The following is a 15,998-nucleotide window of genomic DNA, read 5'->3' on the forward strand; positions in this document are numbered from 1 at the left end:
TATTTTTATTTTTGGCTTCATCTTTAATAATGCGTTTTACCGTGGGTTAGCGAATAAAGCGGTAAACATTTGTTGGCGATGAAGTAGTCGCGGCCCCTTGGCTGCAATGTTTTGACGATGAAAATGAAAACGCGCCACACGCAGTAACTTGTGAGCGGTTGCTTCGTTATTTCCGTGATTATCAGACATTATTCTTAATGAGAGTGCTTCGCTATAACGAATTAAGTTATCGCGACCGAGAAAGAGAACTATAAAGAATTTTCTTAGCCAAGTAGGGGAAGCTTGCTCGGCTAATAAAGAGGAAACATTAGCGTTGTTTTTTTCTTGTGTTGGTATGCGCCCCCAAATAAGATTAACGGGGATAAGTTGTGCATCAAGGGTTTTGTTATTGTGATGTTGATTGAGAATTTCTAACCCTTGCTGTAGTGCTTTAGTTTTACCGCGTTTTAAGCCAAGAATCGATGTAGGTTTGGCTAAACATAAAGTGCGATCAAATAGCGTGTTGTTTATTTTTACCTTGCTTAACGGATCAGGCAGTTTTTGTTGTTTACATGCCTTTTGCAAGGCAAGCAAATCACTAGCTGACTGATGGCTGATAACATAAAAAATGGGTTTTGATGCTGTTTCAACGGGCGTTTGTGCATCTAGCACTATTTTGCTACGAACAAATAAACGTAGAGGAAGTTTCAATAAAAAGTAAAAAGAAGAACGCAGTACAGATGTCATGATAACTAATATTAACCGTGTGAGAAACTCAAAAGAGAAAGTTCATCATTATAAGTGTTGTTATTGCAAAATTACATAGTTTAACAATGAATAAGTTGATTTATACCAATTCTATTCGGCTTTGATGTCAATTATGCTAGGCACAAATACAACGATTTCGTCCAGAATTTTTAGCTTGATAAAGCGCATCGTCAGCTTGTTTAAAGAGGTTGTTCCAGTCAGATACATTTTTATTATCTGCAATGCCAATGGAAACAGAAATAGAGGGTAAGTAGGCATTTGTCTCTTTTCTAATTAGCCTCATTTTTTCAATGGCAAGACGTATTTTTTCGGCGATTAAGGTAGCTTCAGATGTTGATTTATTCGCAATCACTACAACAAACTCCTCACCTCCAAAACGCACCGCTAGGTCTTGCTCGCTAATATGGTTGGTTATAATTTTAGCAATACGCTGTATGACTTGATCACCAACAAAATGACCAAAATCATCATTGATTGTTTTAAAGTGATCAATATCAATGGCCGGCGAAGAGTGGGTTTGTGAAAAGGGTAATGCTTGTAACTTCTCATCACAACCACGGCGGTTTAGTAATCCTGTTAATGAATCAACCAATGCTTCTTGTCGTGAAGAAGCAAGTTTACTTTTTAATTGATTAATCTCTTGTTGCGTTGTCGATAGCTCTTTAGATAAAGCTTGGTGTTGAGTTGTAGAATAATTTATAGTTTCGGAAAGAAAAGATACAACATGTTTAAGTGATTGATTATGTTCTTTATTTTTCAATATAGTGTTTAACTTTTGTAAACTTTTTGAGACCTTTTGTTCATTGCCTACTTGTTGATTAATGTGACTTAACATATTTGTTAACGTTTTTTCAAAAGGGGAAATAACATTGTTTTCAATTTGTTCACTAAAAGACACATAACGTTTAAATAAATCGGCTATAAAGTCAGCGGTTATTACCGTTTTTTGTTTAAGTTGCTTGTCAATGGCTGCACTCAATAACTTATTTTCATTACTTATATAAAGATAAATAACAGAATAATTAACCGGAGTCGGTGGTATAGAATGGCTAGAAAGAAAGTCGTGAGTTAACTCACTAAAATTAGAAGACACCTGATAGTTATGTTCGAAAGACATTATTAACCCCCAAACCACGCGCTAAGTTGTTATTTGTAGAAAGATCTATTTGATTAAATTTATTCTTAATTCAACTCAGCACAATAAATTAATCAATTTAGTATAGAATACTCTAACCCTATCTCAATGTAGTAACAAGTGATTATACATAATACGTGACGATATTAGGTGGAATAATTGTATCGTGGCTTAGATGTCACACCATTCTAAAAAGGAAATTTTATGCAAAAAATCGCGGTTTTTGTTGACGTACAAAATATTTATTACACCACCAGAGATGCCTTTCATCGGCAATTCAACTATCGGTTATTGTGGCAAGAATTAATGGCTCAGGGGGACATTGTTCAAGCCAATGCTTATGCAATTCAGCGTAGTGATGATCAACAGCATAAGTTCCAAAAAGCACTAAAACATATTGGTTTTAATGTTAAATTGAAGCCTTTTATTCAACGTAGTGATGGTTCAGCAAAAGGTGATTGGGATGTAGGGATTACAATTGATGTATTAACCGCGGCGGCTCAGGGGAATATTGACACTATCGTGCTGTTGTCGGGTGACGGTGATTTTGATTTATTATTAAATCACGTTAAAGCTGAATTTGGTGTGAAAACTATCGTGTATGGTGTGTCTGATTTGACCGCTAATTCATTGATTAATGCGGCAGATGAGTATTATAAAATAGAAGCAAGCTTGTTGCTTTAGTAGTAAAGATGAAATAAGAAGTAACACCTTGTATGTGTTACTTCTATTAAATGTGTCTTAATTATTTAAATTTAACTAATGTGCCTTTCAATGCCACACCGACCATTACCGAGCCAACACCACATTCAAATTCAGTTTCACTAGCAAAGTGTCTATTTTTATAATTAGATTCAATATTCACTACTGCGTCCATACCTTCACGTACTGCACGTTCTTGTAACGCTTTTAATGCGCTTAACATAACCCATTCACAAGCTTCAGTGTCTGATTTCATGAAAGCATTCGTTTTTTTATTGGTGGACACTTCGCCATATTTTTTAGCGACGGCTTTGTGTTTTTGCGTTGCAAAGTACAAAGGGATATCCAATAGTACTTCTTTGGCTTTTGATGATTCAAGCAGCTGAGATACTGAGTATTTACCCACATCATCACGCGCAGAGGCTGAAGCAGCTAGGGTTGCGAGTACTGCTGCTAAAATTAGTTTTTTCATTTTATTTCATTTCCTTGATAGTAGTAAAAATGCTAAAGATGTTAGATGCAAAAAATATATTAATGGTAAAGAATCAAATAATCCAGTGCATTATTTTTTTAAGTTGTATTAAAGCTTGGTTTTCCTCTTCATGTTTTCCTTCATAGTACACACTGACATAATTTTTTTGTACTTAATATAAAGTGTGATTTTAATTTCAATGGAGTAATTAGGCCCTCTCGCAATTGTTCCCTCTTTAGGTATATACTTAATAAAATTAAAAAAACTGACCAAGTAACGCTGTTGAATGCTATTGAAATTAGCCAATTAAGCTATAAATACCCTCAAAATAATTATTATTCTTTGCATGATGTTTCTCTCAATATTAGAGCCCAATGTTGTACAGGCATTATAGGACCTAATGGGGCGGGTAAATCTACATTTATTTCTGCTTTATGCGGTTTAATACCTAGCTTTGAAGGAAGTATTGAATACCCAAGTATGTCTGGTAAATCTAAAGCATTAATTGATTGTGTGAAAGATAAAGTGTCCTTGGTTCCACAAGAATATGCTTTTTATCCGCAGTTAACTGTTTTACAAAACTTACATTATTTTTTATCGCTTTGTTGTATTCATAACAGTGAATGGAAAATATTCGGCGGATATTCTTGCTCAATGTGAGTTAAACGAAGTAAAAAATCACAAAGCTAAAAATTTATCGGGTGGTTATAAACGTCGGCTAAATATAGCCATTGCGTTGGTAAAAAAGCCTGAAGTATTGTTTTTAGATGAACCTACCGTGGGTATTGATCCTGAATCAAGAGCTGTAATTATTAGATTACTCGAATCATTTAAATTACAAGGGAAAACGTTATTATTTACTTCTCATATGTTAGATGAAGTAGAGAAAATTTGTGATGATATTATTGTTTTTCGTGATGGTAAGGCGCAAATGAACGAAAAACATCAGCAAGAGAATATTTTACTTACTGTGCGTTTTAATCAATCACCTGATAATCTTGATTTTTTAACTATATATGAGCAAAGTGCGAACAACACATACCAAATTGTACTTAATTCACCTGAAGCGTTAGCGGCTCAATTACAACAGCTAACGCAAGTTGCCCATCAAATAATTAACATAAATTATTCAGCTAATTCTGTAGAGCGCATTTACAATCACACGCAGGCGCCTAAATGATATTAAACAGTTTAAAAAAAGAAGCGCTGATTATATTAAGTGATATTCATAGTATTGGCGTATTATTAATTTTGCCAGTTGCGTTTATGTTGATAATGACATTTGCAATGAGTGGTCAATCACAAGATGCCATAGGCAAAATTACGGTAAAGGTAAGTAGCACAGAGAATCATCTCTATGTGACTGCTTATCAACAGTATTTACAACAGCAAGGCTTTATAATATCAGACAAGAATAATGCTGCAGATTTGTTAATATCGTTACCCAATGATTTTGAAAAAAATATTAACGGGATTAACAGCTAAATCTATTGTTTTGACAATAAAAGAAACGATCACCCCATCAATGCAACCTATGGTTATTCAACTAGTGCACGGGGCTTTTTCAAAACTACGATTACATGCATACATGTTAGATATAGGCGACTTGAATGATCAAGCGCCTTTACAAGATCAAATAAGTGAAATAGATAAAAATACTAATGTTGAACAGTTTTTTTTAATTGATGAACTCGATCAACCGCTTACATCGGCAACGCTTTATAGCGTACCGTCATGGATAATTTTTGGTATCTATTTTATTGTTTTACCCGTGTCTATTACGGTAATAAACGAGCAGAAAAATGGCACGCTTATTCGACTGAAAACATTTCCAATTAGTACGTCACATTATTTTTTTACTAAGGTTAGTGCTTTTTGTTTATTGAGCTCAATACAGTTTGTCATATTAACCCTTATTGGCATTTTTGCTGTACCAGTGCTTACTGCGCAACCTTGACTATTACGGTTAGTTATTGGCCTATTTATTTGTTGTCAGGGCTTGTTATTGTTGTATCAGCCAATGCACTAGCCTTTATTATTGCAGCTGTAGTCAATAGTTATGAACAAGCCATTGTATTAGGTGGTGGTATTAATATTTTATTAGCAGCGGTTAGTGGGTTTATGGTGCCGATGAACATCATGCCTGAAATAATGGCTACGATTGCAAGTTACTCTCCGTTATATTGGTCTGCAGAGATCATTCGCGCATCGTTTATAGGAAACAATACAAGCTTAATTTATACTTACCTAACTAATTTATTACTTTTTAGTGTAGTAAGTTTTACTATGGCGAGATACTTGTTTGTAATGAAAATTAGGAAATTAATGTGGAATTAACACAACCGATTCAATCCAAGCTAGCCCAATTAAAAGATGATCTTAAAAAGCTTATTGTAGAAGAATGTGAAAAAGAAGATGATTTCGCTTGGCAGGAAATATTAGACGACGAACAATTATTTGGCTCTGACTCGCGTATAAATTTAGATTCACTGGATGGATTACAACTATCACTAGTTTTAAAACGTACTTTTGGCGTAAAAATAGAAGGTTCTAAAGAAAGCCGTAAGCATTTAACAACCATTAATAGTATTGCAGCCCTTATTGTTGAACAAAGTACTTTTGAGCAAAACAAGTGATAGCAAAGCCTGAACGTGTATTTATAAATGCTTCAACCTCAAATAGTGCTTTAGGAAAACAGCAATATTTACCTTCTTCAATGTTTTCTTCTACAAAAAATGGAGGAATACAGCGCTGTAGTGCCCCAGTAGGCGACCATCAAGTATTGTATTATGCAATGCAGGAACAACCCTCTTTGAATAAAACATTTGAGAAAATGATGGGGTTACTCATTGAGCAGGTCGACTTATTATTAGCGCAAACGGCTCTTACGCCAAAACAATTAAACAAAACCATGTTATTTATTGGTTCAACTTCATTAGATATAGGCTGTATAAAACCTGATAGCAGCCAAGCGATATGGTTGTCTCAAACAGATAAAATAGGGCAATTGTTAGCTGAACACTATGCGTTGCATTCATTGCACTTCACCTTTAATACCGCTTGTACCTCTGGCGCTAATGCCTTGCTTTATGCAACAAATTTTATCAAACAAGGTAAAATTGATAATGTCATTGTTATTGGCTTTGAATTTTTTAACCGACTTTCACTTAATGGATTTGATTCACTTGATTTAATTAGTAAAACAAGCGTAAAGCCTTTTTCTGCTACACGAGACGGCTTGATTTTAGGTGAAGGAATTGGCGCGGTTTTACTGTCGAAACATTGCACTGAACATACCCAATTGGAAATACTTGGCGGTTATTCTTCTTGTGATGATCACAGTTTAACAATCACTGAAGAAGAAGGTACTCATATCGTTGAGGTGATAAAACAAGCATTACAAAATGCAAGTATTGTACAAAATGATGTTGATTTAATAAAAGTTCATGGCACCGCATCGATTAAAAGTGATTTAGCAGAATGTAATGCATTGAATAAATTATTCACGCAGTTACCTAAATCATACGGATTCAAATCCTTGATTGGTCATACATTAGGCGCTTGTGGTGTCATTGAATTAGCTTTATTTGATCACTGCATTCGCCATGCTTACTTGCCACAATTAACTTATCAAGAGGATAAATCAGCCCCTCTGTTGTTACCCTTTATTGAGTCTGCTGCTGAATTAATACAATCAAAAATTATGTTATTTAATCATTTTGGTTTTGGAGGCAATAATGCCGCGTTGATTGTTAAAAAAGTGGAGCCAAGCTAAGTATGTGCAAACTAATACTAAAAGCCCATGAGGTTGTGTGCTTTCCTACAATAATGTCAGACAAAGAAGTCAGAAACGTTGTTAAAAATGAGACAGGGTTTTCAGTACGGCGTTTAGACAATGTTACGTTGATTTCTTTAACGGCTGTGTATCGGTTAATGGCTAATAACAAAACGTTACCCCAATTAGCTTTGTACAGTGGCGCAGAGTATATGTCGGTTGAACTTTTTCAGTCAGTAATACTTGCTATGGAAAATAAAGAAGCTATTCGCCCTTATGATTTTATTGCTACCGTTGGTAATGCTGCTAATTTTTATTTGTCAAAAGAATTTAATATTCAAGGGCCTAATATCTTCATTGGCGCGAGTCATAACACATTGTTAAAAGCTAGTTTGTTGGCAGAAACAGATATGTTACAGGGACATTGCCAACAAGCAATAATTGTGATTTGGCAAACTGATGATAAAGAGCGGCGATGTCATGCATTGTTGGTTGAAAAGGTATCAGATACAGATGCAGCCCTTAAAACATGGCATCATTTTATTGGCACACCTCAAGAGTTATCTGTATTAGAGAAAGAAGTACAATATCCACTTTTGTTGAATTTGAGTTAGTATATTTGTTCATTGCATGTTCATAGGAAAATTTATGCTAGTTTTTAATTACCTTTTTATCCAATGCATGGTCGGGTCTAAATGACAATAATTGCACTCTCAGCGAATATTGAAGCACCGTGGTTTAATGAACAATTTTCCTATTGGCGGCGCAGCTTAATGAGCAAGAAGCACATCGCTATGTTTTGATGAAAAGTAAACGCAAGCAACAACAAATGTTATTAAGCAGGGCTTTACTTTCCAAAGCATTGGCTCATTTTGATTGCACACTTAATCGTGCTTATGAAATTTTTAACTACACCACCTTAATCTTAGATAACAAGTCACAAACTTTTGCAATTTCTATCACGCACAGTGGTGATATGGCGGCGATTATTTTAAGTGATCAACCCTTAAGATTAGGGATAGATATTGAGCAAATAAAAAAGCGTAATTTTGCTGAATTAGCTAAAGAAATATGTACAAAGACAGAATTGGCGTTGATCAAAACCAGAAAAAATATTGAGGCTGATTTTTATCAACTATGGACAGTTAAAGAGTCTTTAGCAAAAGCAAGTCTAAGGCCATTAACGGATTTATATCAATGCGACTGCTCGGCTGTGCTTATGCATGATCGAACTAGTATTCATTGGCATGGTGTTATCTATACAGTCACTTGCCTTAATCTTCAGGGCTATAAAATTGCCATCGTGATAGATTCAAAAGAGAAAGTGCTACTTAAACAGATATAACTCTACTAACACTTTCTAATATAACCCCAGATCTGCTTAAGCAACGACCACAGAGTTTAGCTCTACATCACTGATATTAAGGGATGGCTTATCTTTCTTTAAGCAATAAGCCACTAATCCCGCGAGTAAATTGAGCATAAAACCATTAACACTACGATGTCTTGAGTGTTCGATGAACGAAATATTCTTTAATTGGTCATTTATGGTCTCAATAATAAATCGTTTTGAAAGCATGGCTCTATCCCATAATGACATCGCTTTTGCTTTCATATTCTTCCTAACAGTGGTGATCAGTGTCACACCTTTATCAAACAAATCGGCCGCTAAAGCTTTACTTAAATATCCTTTATCACCATATAATTTATCTGGTAAATGTTCTGCTAACTCACTAACTGGTTGAGTATCATGAACATTGCCACTAGTCACTTTAGCTGCCACTATTTCACCGAGGTGGTTTACTACTAAATGGAGTTTGAAGCCATAGAACCACCCCATAGTACCTTTACCTCGTTGGGCAACACCTTTGAATGTTTTATGTCTTGGAATACGAATATTGTGACAGACTTTTATTGATGTTGAATCAATAAATTCAATGCCTGTAGGCTTTCCTTTAAGTGTTGAAAAGTAAGCACACATTGGCGCAATAATCCGGGGCATGACCGCTAGGAAACGTGTATAACTCAGTAAGTTTGGAAAGGCGTCTTTATAAAAAGCGGATACATGGCCGAGGTAATAATTTTTAAAATCACGATAATGTGACATGTGAAAACCAACCACTATTGTCATAACTTCACTGGTGGTCATTTGCCCTGTTCGTTGACGTTTTTTGGTTCCGTCTTCCAGTAATTGTTTTTGCCATTGCGGAATAAATATTTTGCAAAAGTCATCGACATCGCAATACAATTCAACTAAATTCTTCATGCCTGTTCCTTGTGTGATTGAATGTTTTTTGGTCGAAAGATCTGATCACGGAACAGGCAATTAGTTCAATTTTCTTAAACAAGATTCAGGTTAATATAAAACGTAATTAGCTGATTAATACTGAAACATTTTGTAGCAATAGCCTATTGAAAAAAAATGTCGATCGGTATTGGAAAATTTGAACAATTAAATTAGAATGAACGTTCATACTTAATAAAAGAGATTGGTTTATATGCAACGTACTCGCGTGAATATTTTTACTGTCATCGTTTTGGCAAGCGCAGTTTTTTTATCTGGTTGCGATCAAAATCAGCAGGTAAAAGCCCCTGCTTCGCAACCTACCCCCGTTGGTGTTATTACATTAACGAATCAACCATTAATGCTAACAAAGGAGCTGCCAGGTCGAGTGACAGCATCACAGGTAGCGCAAATTCGTCCACAAGTGAATGGCATTATAAAAACTCGCTTATTTACTGAAGGTACTGAGGTTAAAAAGGGCCAAGCGTTATATCAAATTGCCTCTGAGGTTTTCGAAGCACAAATAGCAACTAGCGAAGCTGCTATAGCTAAAGCCCAAGCGAGTATTGCTAATGCCAAAGCAAAAGCAGAACGTTATGCTGATTTATTAGCAATAAAAGCCGTTAGTCAACAAGACTTTGATGAAGCGAATGCCAATTATAAAAGTACACAAGCGGATTTGTTAACAGCAAAAGCACAGCTTAAAACCGCACAAATCAACCTTAACTACAGTAAGGTTGTGTCGCCTATTAGTGGTCAAATTGGCAAGTCTAGCGTAACAGCGGGGGCTTTAGTAAATGCAAATCAAGCAACCGCATTAGCAACGGTTACTCAGCTTGATCCTATTTATATTGACCTAACCCAGTCGAGCAGTGAATTAACGCGTTTGAAAAAAGCCATTGCGAATGGTGAGCCGGATAAGGATCTAGCAATTCACTCTGCTGTTGAATTAACGATGGAAGACGGTTCTGCGTATCCGCATAAAGGCACATTACAGTTTTCTGAAGTGACTGTTGATCCAAGTACTGGCTCTGTTACCTTGCGAGCCGAATTTCCAAACCCAGAAAATCTATTACTGCCAGGCATGTATGTTAGGGCTGTGATTGTTGAGGGGGTTAAAGCGAATGCGATTTTAGTGCCGCAGCGAGGTGTTAGTCGCAATACGAAAGGTGAACCTACTGCTATGGTGGTTAGTAAAAACAATACCGTTGAAGCTCGTGTATTAGAAATTGACCGAACAGTGGGTGCTAATTGGTTGGTGACAAGTGGTTTAAACGATGGCGATCAAGTGATTGTTGAAGGTTTACAAAAAATAGCACCAGGTGCAACTGTTAATGCTGTGCTTGACCGAATCAATTGCTAAAATTCAATAACGGAGCATTGTAATGTCACGATTTTTTATCGACCGACCTATTTTTGCATGGGTACTGGCCATTGTGGTTATGCTAGCAGGAATACTGGCAATTAAAGGTTTACCTATTGCTCAGTATCCGTCTATTGCACCACCAAAGAATCAGTATTCAAGCGACTTATCCTGGTGCATCAGCACGTACCTTAGAAGACACTGTTACACAAGTTATTGAGCAAAAAATGAAAGGGTTAGATGGCTTGTTGTATATGTCATCAACGTCTGAATCAAATGGTTCAACCACGTTAACGCTGACTTTTAATGCCGATACCGATCCAGATATTGCGCAAGTTCAAGTACAAAATAAACTAGCATTAGCAACGCCATTATTACCTCTAGAAGTACAGCGCCAAGGTGTGGCTGTGGCTAAATCAGCACGTAACTTTTTAATGGTTGTTGGTTTTGTTTCAGAAAATGGCAGCATGAATAATATCGACATTGGTGATTATGTTGCATCCAATGTGCAAGATATCATCTCACGGGTGAATGGCGTAGGTGAAGTACAATTATTTGGTTCGCAATATGCGATGCGTATTTGGTTAGATCCAAATATGCTGCAAAAATATAAACTGACACCTTCCGATATTAGCGCCTCTATTAGTGCGCAAAATGCTCAAGTGTCGGCAGGCCGGCTAGGTGCTTTACCTGCTATTGATGGTCAACAGCTCAATGCGACAGTCACTGCGCAAAGTCGTTTACAAACGCCTGAGCAATTTAGAGATATTTTTGTGAAAACGAATGCAGACGGTTCAGTTGTTCGCTTAGGTGATGTTGCAAAAGTTGAGCTTGGCGGTGAAAGCTATGGGGTTGTGGCACGCTATAATGGCAAACCGGCGTCAGGTTTAGGTATCAAGCTTGCCAGTGGAGCAAACGCGCTAGATACCGCTCTTTGGGGTAAAAGCAGCTTTAGTTGAATTAGAGCCTTTTTTTCCTGAGGGATTAGCCTCGGTTGTACCTTATGACACGACACCATTTGTCTCATTATCCATTGAAAAAGTAGTAAGCACTTTAATTGAAGCGGTCGTGTTAGTATTTTTAGTCATGTATTTATTTTTACAAAATTTCCGTGCAACGCTAATTCCTACTATTGCAGTACCTGTGGTACTTTTAGGTACGTTTGCTGTATTGCATGTTTTGGGTTATTCAATTAATACTTTAACTATGTTTGCTATGGTATTAGCCATTGGTTTGTTAGTTGATGATGCAATCGTTGTGGTTGAAAATGTTGAACGTGTAATGACAGAGGAAAAACTGTCACCGCTTGAGGCAACACGTAAGTCGATGGATGAGATCAAGGGTGCACTAGTTGGTATTGCTATGGTGTTGTCGGCGGTATTTATACCTATGGCGTTCTTTGCCGGCTCTACTGGTGTTATTTATCGTCAGTTTTCTGTGACCTTAGTAACCGCGATGAGTTTGTCTGTTTTAGTGGCACTTATTTTAACGCCGGCATTGTGTGCAACAATGTTAAAGCCAAGTCATGTTCATAATGATTCATCATTTATTGGTCGATTTTTTATAGGTTTTAACAACGGCTTTGATAAGACCAATAGCGGTGCTCAAAGTTTTGTAAGCCGTATGATCAAACACAGTAAACGTTATTTATTGTGTTATGGCTTAATCGTTGGTGGCATGATTTATATATTCTCACAACTGCCATCTGCATTCTTACCAGACGAAGACCAAGGTATTTTATTTAACCAAGTGAGTTTACCTGCAGGATCTACGACAGAACAGACATTAAAGGTTGTTAAGAAAATGGAAAAGCATTTCTTAGAAGATCAATCTGAAGCGGTACGATCTGTTTTTAGTGTTATTGGGTTTAGTTTCGCAGGCTCTGGGCAAAATTCAGCTATTGGTTTTGTCGGATTAAAGCACTGGGATGAACGTCAACGTGATGATTTATCTGTAGGTGCGGTTGCGGGTAAAGCGATGGGATATTTTTCTACTATTAAAGAAGCTTTTGTATTTGCCTTTCCACCCCCTGCTGTTGTAGAACTTGGTACAGCTAATGGTTTCACATTATTTTTGCAAGACCGTGTAGGGTGGGTCACGACAAACTACTTCAGGCTCGTAATATGCTACTAGGCATGGCTTCACAAAGTCCTGTATTAGGCGGCGTTCGTCCTAATGGCCAAGAGGATAAACCAGAACTTGAATTAGATATTGATTTAGCTAAAGCGCAAGCGTTGGGTCTGACACAAGAAGACATTAATAATACCTTGTCTACTGCATGGGGTAGTAGCTATGTAAATGACTTTATCGACCGTGGTCGAGTGAAAAAAGTGTACTTACAAGGTACGCCTGAGTCTCGTATGGTGCCAGAAGACTTAGATAAGTGGTATGTACGTAATAGTAATGGCGATATGGTGCCGTTTACTGCCTTTGCTCACTCTTATTGGACTTATGGCTCGCCACGTCTTGAACGCTATAACAGTTTTTCATCAATGGAAATTCAAGGAGCATCAGCGCCAGGTTACAGTACGGGTCAAGCGATGGATGAAATGGAAAAAGGTTGGTTAAGCAGTTACCTAATGGAATTTCCTATGAATGGACAGGTATTTCGTATGAAGAGCGTTTAAGTGGTGGCCAAGCACCATTGTTATATGCGTTATCGTTATTAGTGGTGTTTTTATGTTTAGCAGCATTGTATGAAAGTTGGTCGGTGCCGGCAGCAGTAATGATGATTGTACCTTTAGGTGTTTTCGGCGCGGCAATGGCAGCCTTTGTCGGGAATTTATCGAACGATATTTATCTACAAGTTGGCCTTTTAACTACCATAGGTTTGGCATCTAAAAATGCTATTTTAATTGTTGAATTTGCCATTCATAAAATGGATGAAGGTATGCCATTAGTTGAATCAGCCATTGCTGCTGTTAAGTTACGCTTACGCCCGATTTTGATGACTTCGATGGCCTTTATTTGTGGTGTATTACCGTTGGCTATTGCATCAAGTCTTGGATCTGGTGCACAAAATGCGCTAGGTATTTCAGTGATTGGTGGCACACTTGCTTCGTCAATTATTGTGGTGGTATTTGTGCCATTATTTTTTGTATTAGTACGTCGTGTTTTCCCCGGTAAACATAAAACTGTGACGCAGGAGTAATCAAAATGACATTAAAAGTGTTAAGTTTAGCTAGCCTAAGTGTCATGATGCTGAGTGCTTGTCAAATGGCACCACAGCGTGAAGATTTAGTGTTACCAGTACCTGATAGTTATGCCATACAGAGTGAACAAGGAAACACAGCGGATTTAAAATGGCAGCAGTTTTTTGTTAATGAAAAACTGCAAAAGCTAATCGAGCAAACTTTGATTCATAATAAAGATATTCAATTGGCCGCACTTAATGTGCAGCAAGTGCGTGCGCTTTATCAAATTGAAGACTCGGCCTTATATCCATCAATAGATTTTGCAGCATCGGGTACACGTCAACGCTTACCGGCTGATTTATCGTCAACGGGTAATGCTCAAATCAACGAGAGTTATTCGGCTACAGTTGGAATGACGGCATATGAGCTAGATTTATGGGGTAAAATTCGTAATCAATCAGATCAAGCCTTGCAAACCTTGTATGCCTCTGAACAAACTCAAATGAGTGTGAAAATTAGTTTAATTTCTGAATTGGCAAGTGCTTGGTTAAATTACGCTGCTGATAAAGCGCAGTTAGCACTTGTGATGCAAACCTTAGAAAGTCAGCAGGCTTCATTGGCTTTAACCGAAAAAACCTATGCTCTTGGTGCTGCATCAAAGTTAACGTTAGCGCAAATTCAAAGCACAGTGGCCGCTGCAAAAGTTGATATAGCTAATTATCAACGTTTATTAAAACGTGATAAAAATGCCCTTGATTTATTAGTGGGTAAGCCAGTTTCAGCGGAGCTATTGCCCGTTGAAAGTTTAGATGAAGTGTTAAACCTACCTAATGTGCCTGTTGGATTACCGTCAGAGCTACTTGAGCAACGTCCTGATATTAAAGCGGCAGAGTTTCGTTTGTTAGCTGCCAATGCGAATATTGGTGTGGCTAAAGCTGCATTTTTTCCAAGTATTACTTTGACTGCAAATGCAGGAACTGCATCGGCTGAGTTTGATAATTTGTTTTCAGGCGGGACTGGCACATGGAGTTTTATTCCGTCAATTACAATACCTATATTTAATATGGGTCGTAATCAAGCAAATTTAGAGGTTACACAAACCAAACAAGAAGTTGCCTTAACAACTTATGAGCATGTTATTCAACAGGCGTTTAAAGAGGTTTCTGATGCGCTTGTTGATAGAGAAGGTTATAGGCAGCGATTAAGTGCGCTTGAAGATTTATATCGAAGCAATCAAGAGTCGTTTGCGCTCTCTGAAGCGCGCTTTGAAAAAGGGGTTGACAGCTATTTGCAGGTACTAGATGCACAACGTAATTGGTATAGTGTTGGGCAACAACTCATTAGTGGTAAACAAGCTTATATCACTAGCCTAATTAGTTTATATAAAGCAGTTGGCGGTGGTTGGCAACAACCTATTCATCAAAGTGAATAGCTATTAGGTTATGACATTAGTAGTGTATCACTAGCTTAAGTTCTTTGATTTAACACATAAGATCAGAAGTTAAAATTTGGTAAGCTAGTGATAATATTTAGGTTCAATAGAAAAGTTATCCTTTTCGGAGTTATGATGAGAGAGAAATCTAAAAGACAATCAGATCCAACGGTTGCTCAAGCTCGACGTGAGCAAGTGCTTTGTGCTGCGGCCGATTGTTTTAGACGCAAAGGATACCATGGCGCAGGAATGGCTGAAATCTCTAGAACGGCAGGAATGAGTGCGGGACATATTTATAATTATTTTGCCAGTAAAGAAGCAATAATTGAGTCAATTATAAAACGTGATATGGATGAATTATTTACGATATTTCAAGAGTTCGAAAATACCCCCGGTGATTTGGTAACTGTTTTACTTGACGGTTTAGATGAAGGCGTTGATCATCATTTTGATATAAACCAAGGTGCGCTTGATATAGAAATGCTTGCAGAGGCAGCACGTAATGACAAGGTTGCTACTTTGTTACGCGAATCAGATATTCAGGCTCGTCAAAAAATGTACAGTTTGTTAGTTGGTGAACGTAGCTTAATTAAAATGGCTGAAATAAAAGAAATAAATAGCCGTATTGAAGTCATTTTTGCGATGATGAGCGGGTTGTTACTACGCAAAATAGTTAATCCAAGCATTGATAAAGAAACAATATTATTAGCATTGCGCCCTGCAATGCGGGTACTTTTAGTGCCATTTCCTAGTGAAGAAGAAATAGAATAGGTAAGTTCTTCTAGCCCATCGATAATATCTGCTCTGGTTTAATAGCGTAGTGTCAGATCTATCATTTATGCTCAGCTAACGTCATTATGTCCGACGTTAGTGGCAAAATTTACAATTTTATTTAAGAAAAACACTATTTAGTTGAATTGCCTTGGGGGCTTAGGTAGAATTCGCACCATTCAT

Annotated in this window: 17 protein-coding genes and 1 pseudogene; 14 read left to right on the top strand and 4 right to left on the bottom strand. The window is 37.2% G+C overall.

Annotated elements, in window-relative coordinates:
• Positions 1-36 precede the first annotated feature (36 nt).
• Together L3081_RS03220 and L3081_RS03225 are read right to left on the bottom strand one after the other, a co-directional pair.
• Positions 37-726, bottom strand: coding sequence for a lysophospholipid acyltransferase family protein (locus tag L3081_RS03220; protein WP_242283417.1), 690 nt, complete (start codon positions 724-726; stop codon positions 37-39).
• A 136-nt stretch (positions 727-862) separates the two neighbouring features.
• Positions 863-1,864 (bottom strand): GGDEF domain-containing protein, encoded by a 1,002-nt coding sequence (locus L3081_RS03225; RefSeq protein WP_242283419.1) that lies wholly within the window; start codon positions 1,862-1,864, stop codon positions 863-865.
• Between the two features lie 222 nt (positions 1,865-2,086).
• On the opposite strand from L3081_RS03225, the gene L3081_RS03230 reads away from it, so the two are divergent.
• The gene (locus L3081_RS03230; RefSeq protein WP_242283421.1) at positions 2,087-2,566 is read left to right on the top strand and encodes an NYN domain-containing protein; all 480 of its coding nucleotides are present in this window, start codon (positions 2,087-2,089) and stop codon (positions 2,564-2,566) included.
• 61 nt (positions 2,567-2,627) lie between these two features.
• Here the strand turns inward: L3081_RS03230 and L3081_RS03235 are convergent, their stop codons facing one another.
• Complete coding sequence (locus L3081_RS03235; protein WP_242283423.1) at positions 2,628-3,056, bottom strand: excinuclease ABC subunit A; 429 nt, start codon at positions 3,054-3,056, stop codon at positions 2,628-2,630.
• Between the two features lie 282 nt (positions 3,057-3,338).
• On the opposite strand from L3081_RS03235, the gene L3081_RS03240 reads away from it, so the two are divergent.
• The 9 genes from L3081_RS03240 to L3081_RS03275 all read left to right on the top strand — a co-directional run bounded on the left by L3081_RS03240 (position 3,339) and on the right by L3081_RS03275 (position 8,176).
• Positions 3,339-3,716: an ATP-binding cassette domain-containing protein gene (locus L3081_RS03240; protein WP_274620302.1), complete on the top strand. Its 378-nt coding sequence runs from the start codon at positions 3,339-3,341 to the stop codon at positions 3,714-3,716.
• Positions 3,676-4,236 (top strand): ATP-binding cassette domain-containing protein, encoded by a 561-nt coding sequence (locus tag L3081_RS26295; RefSeq protein ID WP_338027089.1) that lies wholly within the window; start codon positions 3,676-3,678, stop codon positions 4,234-4,236. The genes L3081_RS03240 and L3081_RS26295 overlap by 41 nt, the downstream gene beginning before the upstream one ends.
• The gene (locus tag L3081_RS03245) at positions 4,233-4,541 is read left to right on the top strand and encodes a hypothetical protein (RefSeq protein WP_242283425.1); all 309 of its coding nucleotides are present in this window, start codon (positions 4,233-4,235) and stop codon (positions 4,539-4,541) included. Before L3081_RS26295 ends, L3081_RS03245 begins: the two co-directional genes overlap by 4 nt.
• Complete coding sequence (locus L3081_RS03250; RefSeq protein ID WP_242283427.1) at positions 4,510-5,013, top strand: ABC transporter permease; 504 nt, start codon at positions 4,510-4,512, stop codon at positions 5,011-5,013. Before L3081_RS03245 ends, L3081_RS03250 begins: the two co-directional genes overlap by 32 nt.
• Positions 5,010-5,393, top strand: coding sequence for an ABC transporter permease (locus L3081_RS03255; protein WP_242283429.1), 384 nt, complete (start codon positions 5,010-5,012; stop codon positions 5,391-5,393). The genes L3081_RS03250 and L3081_RS03255 overlap by 4 nt, the downstream gene beginning before the upstream one ends.
• On the top strand, positions 5,384-5,692 hold the full coding sequence (locus tag L3081_RS03260; RefSeq protein WP_242283431.1) for an acyl carrier protein: 309 nt from the start codon (positions 5,384-5,386) through the stop codon (positions 5,690-5,692). The genes L3081_RS03255 and L3081_RS03260 overlap by 10 nt, the downstream gene beginning before the upstream one ends.
• Positions 5,689-6,831, top strand: a complete 1,143-nt coding sequence (locus tag L3081_RS03265) for a beta-ketoacyl synthase N-terminal-like domain-containing protein (protein ID WP_242283432.1) — start codon at positions 5,689-5,691, stop codon at positions 6,829-6,831. Before L3081_RS03260 ends, L3081_RS03265 begins: the two co-directional genes overlap by 4 nt.
• Before the next feature lie 2 nt (positions 6,832-6,833).
• Positions 6,834-7,445 (top strand): hypothetical protein, encoded by a 612-nt coding sequence (locus L3081_RS03270; protein WP_242283434.1) that lies wholly within the window; start codon positions 6,834-6,836, stop codon positions 7,443-7,445.
• Between the two features lie 143 nt (positions 7,446-7,588).
• The gene (locus L3081_RS03275; RefSeq protein ID WP_242283442.1) at positions 7,589-8,176 is read left to right on the top strand and encodes a 4'-phosphopantetheinyl transferase family protein; all 588 of its coding nucleotides are present in this window, start codon (positions 7,589-7,591) and stop codon (positions 8,174-8,176) included.
• Between the two features lie 36 nt (positions 8,177-8,212).
• Here the strand turns inward: L3081_RS03275 and L3081_RS03280 are convergent, their stop codons facing one another.
• Entirely contained in the window at positions 8,213-9,097 is an 885-nt protein-coding gene (locus L3081_RS03280) for an IS982 family transposase (RefSeq protein WP_242283445.1), read from the bottom strand.
• A 232-nt stretch (positions 9,098-9,329) separates the two neighbouring features.
• Between L3081_RS03280 and L3081_RS03285 the strand changes: the two genes are divergently transcribed.
• From L3081_RS03285 to L3081_RS03300, 4 genes and pseudogenes are all read left to right on the top strand, one after another.
• Positions 9,330-10,478, top strand: coding sequence for an efflux RND transporter periplasmic adaptor subunit (locus L3081_RS03285; RefSeq protein ID WP_242283447.1), 1,149 nt, complete (start codon positions 9,330-9,332; stop codon positions 10,476-10,478).
• Positions 10,479-10,500: 22 nt separating this feature from the next.
• Positions 10,501-13,629 (top strand): annotated as a pseudogene (locus L3081_RS03290) (efflux RND transporter permease subunit).
• A 5-nt stretch (positions 13,630-13,634) separates the two neighbouring features.
• Positions 13,635-15,044 (top strand): efflux transporter outer membrane subunit, encoded by a 1,410-nt coding sequence (locus tag L3081_RS03295; protein ID WP_242283449.1) that lies wholly within the window; start codon positions 13,635-13,637, stop codon positions 15,042-15,044.
• A 135-nt stretch (positions 15,045-15,179) separates the two neighbouring features.
• Positions 15,180-15,815 (top strand): TetR/AcrR family transcriptional regulator, encoded by a 636-nt coding sequence (locus L3081_RS03300; protein ID WP_242283451.1) that lies wholly within the window; start codon positions 15,180-15,182, stop codon positions 15,813-15,815.
• Positions 15,816-15,998: the final 183 nt, after the last annotated feature.

Source organism: Colwellia maritima (assembly GCF_022669015.1).
GTDB classification, from domain to species: domain Bacteria; phylum Pseudomonadota; class Gammaproteobacteria; order Enterobacterales; family Alteromonadaceae; genus Colwellia; species Colwellia maritima.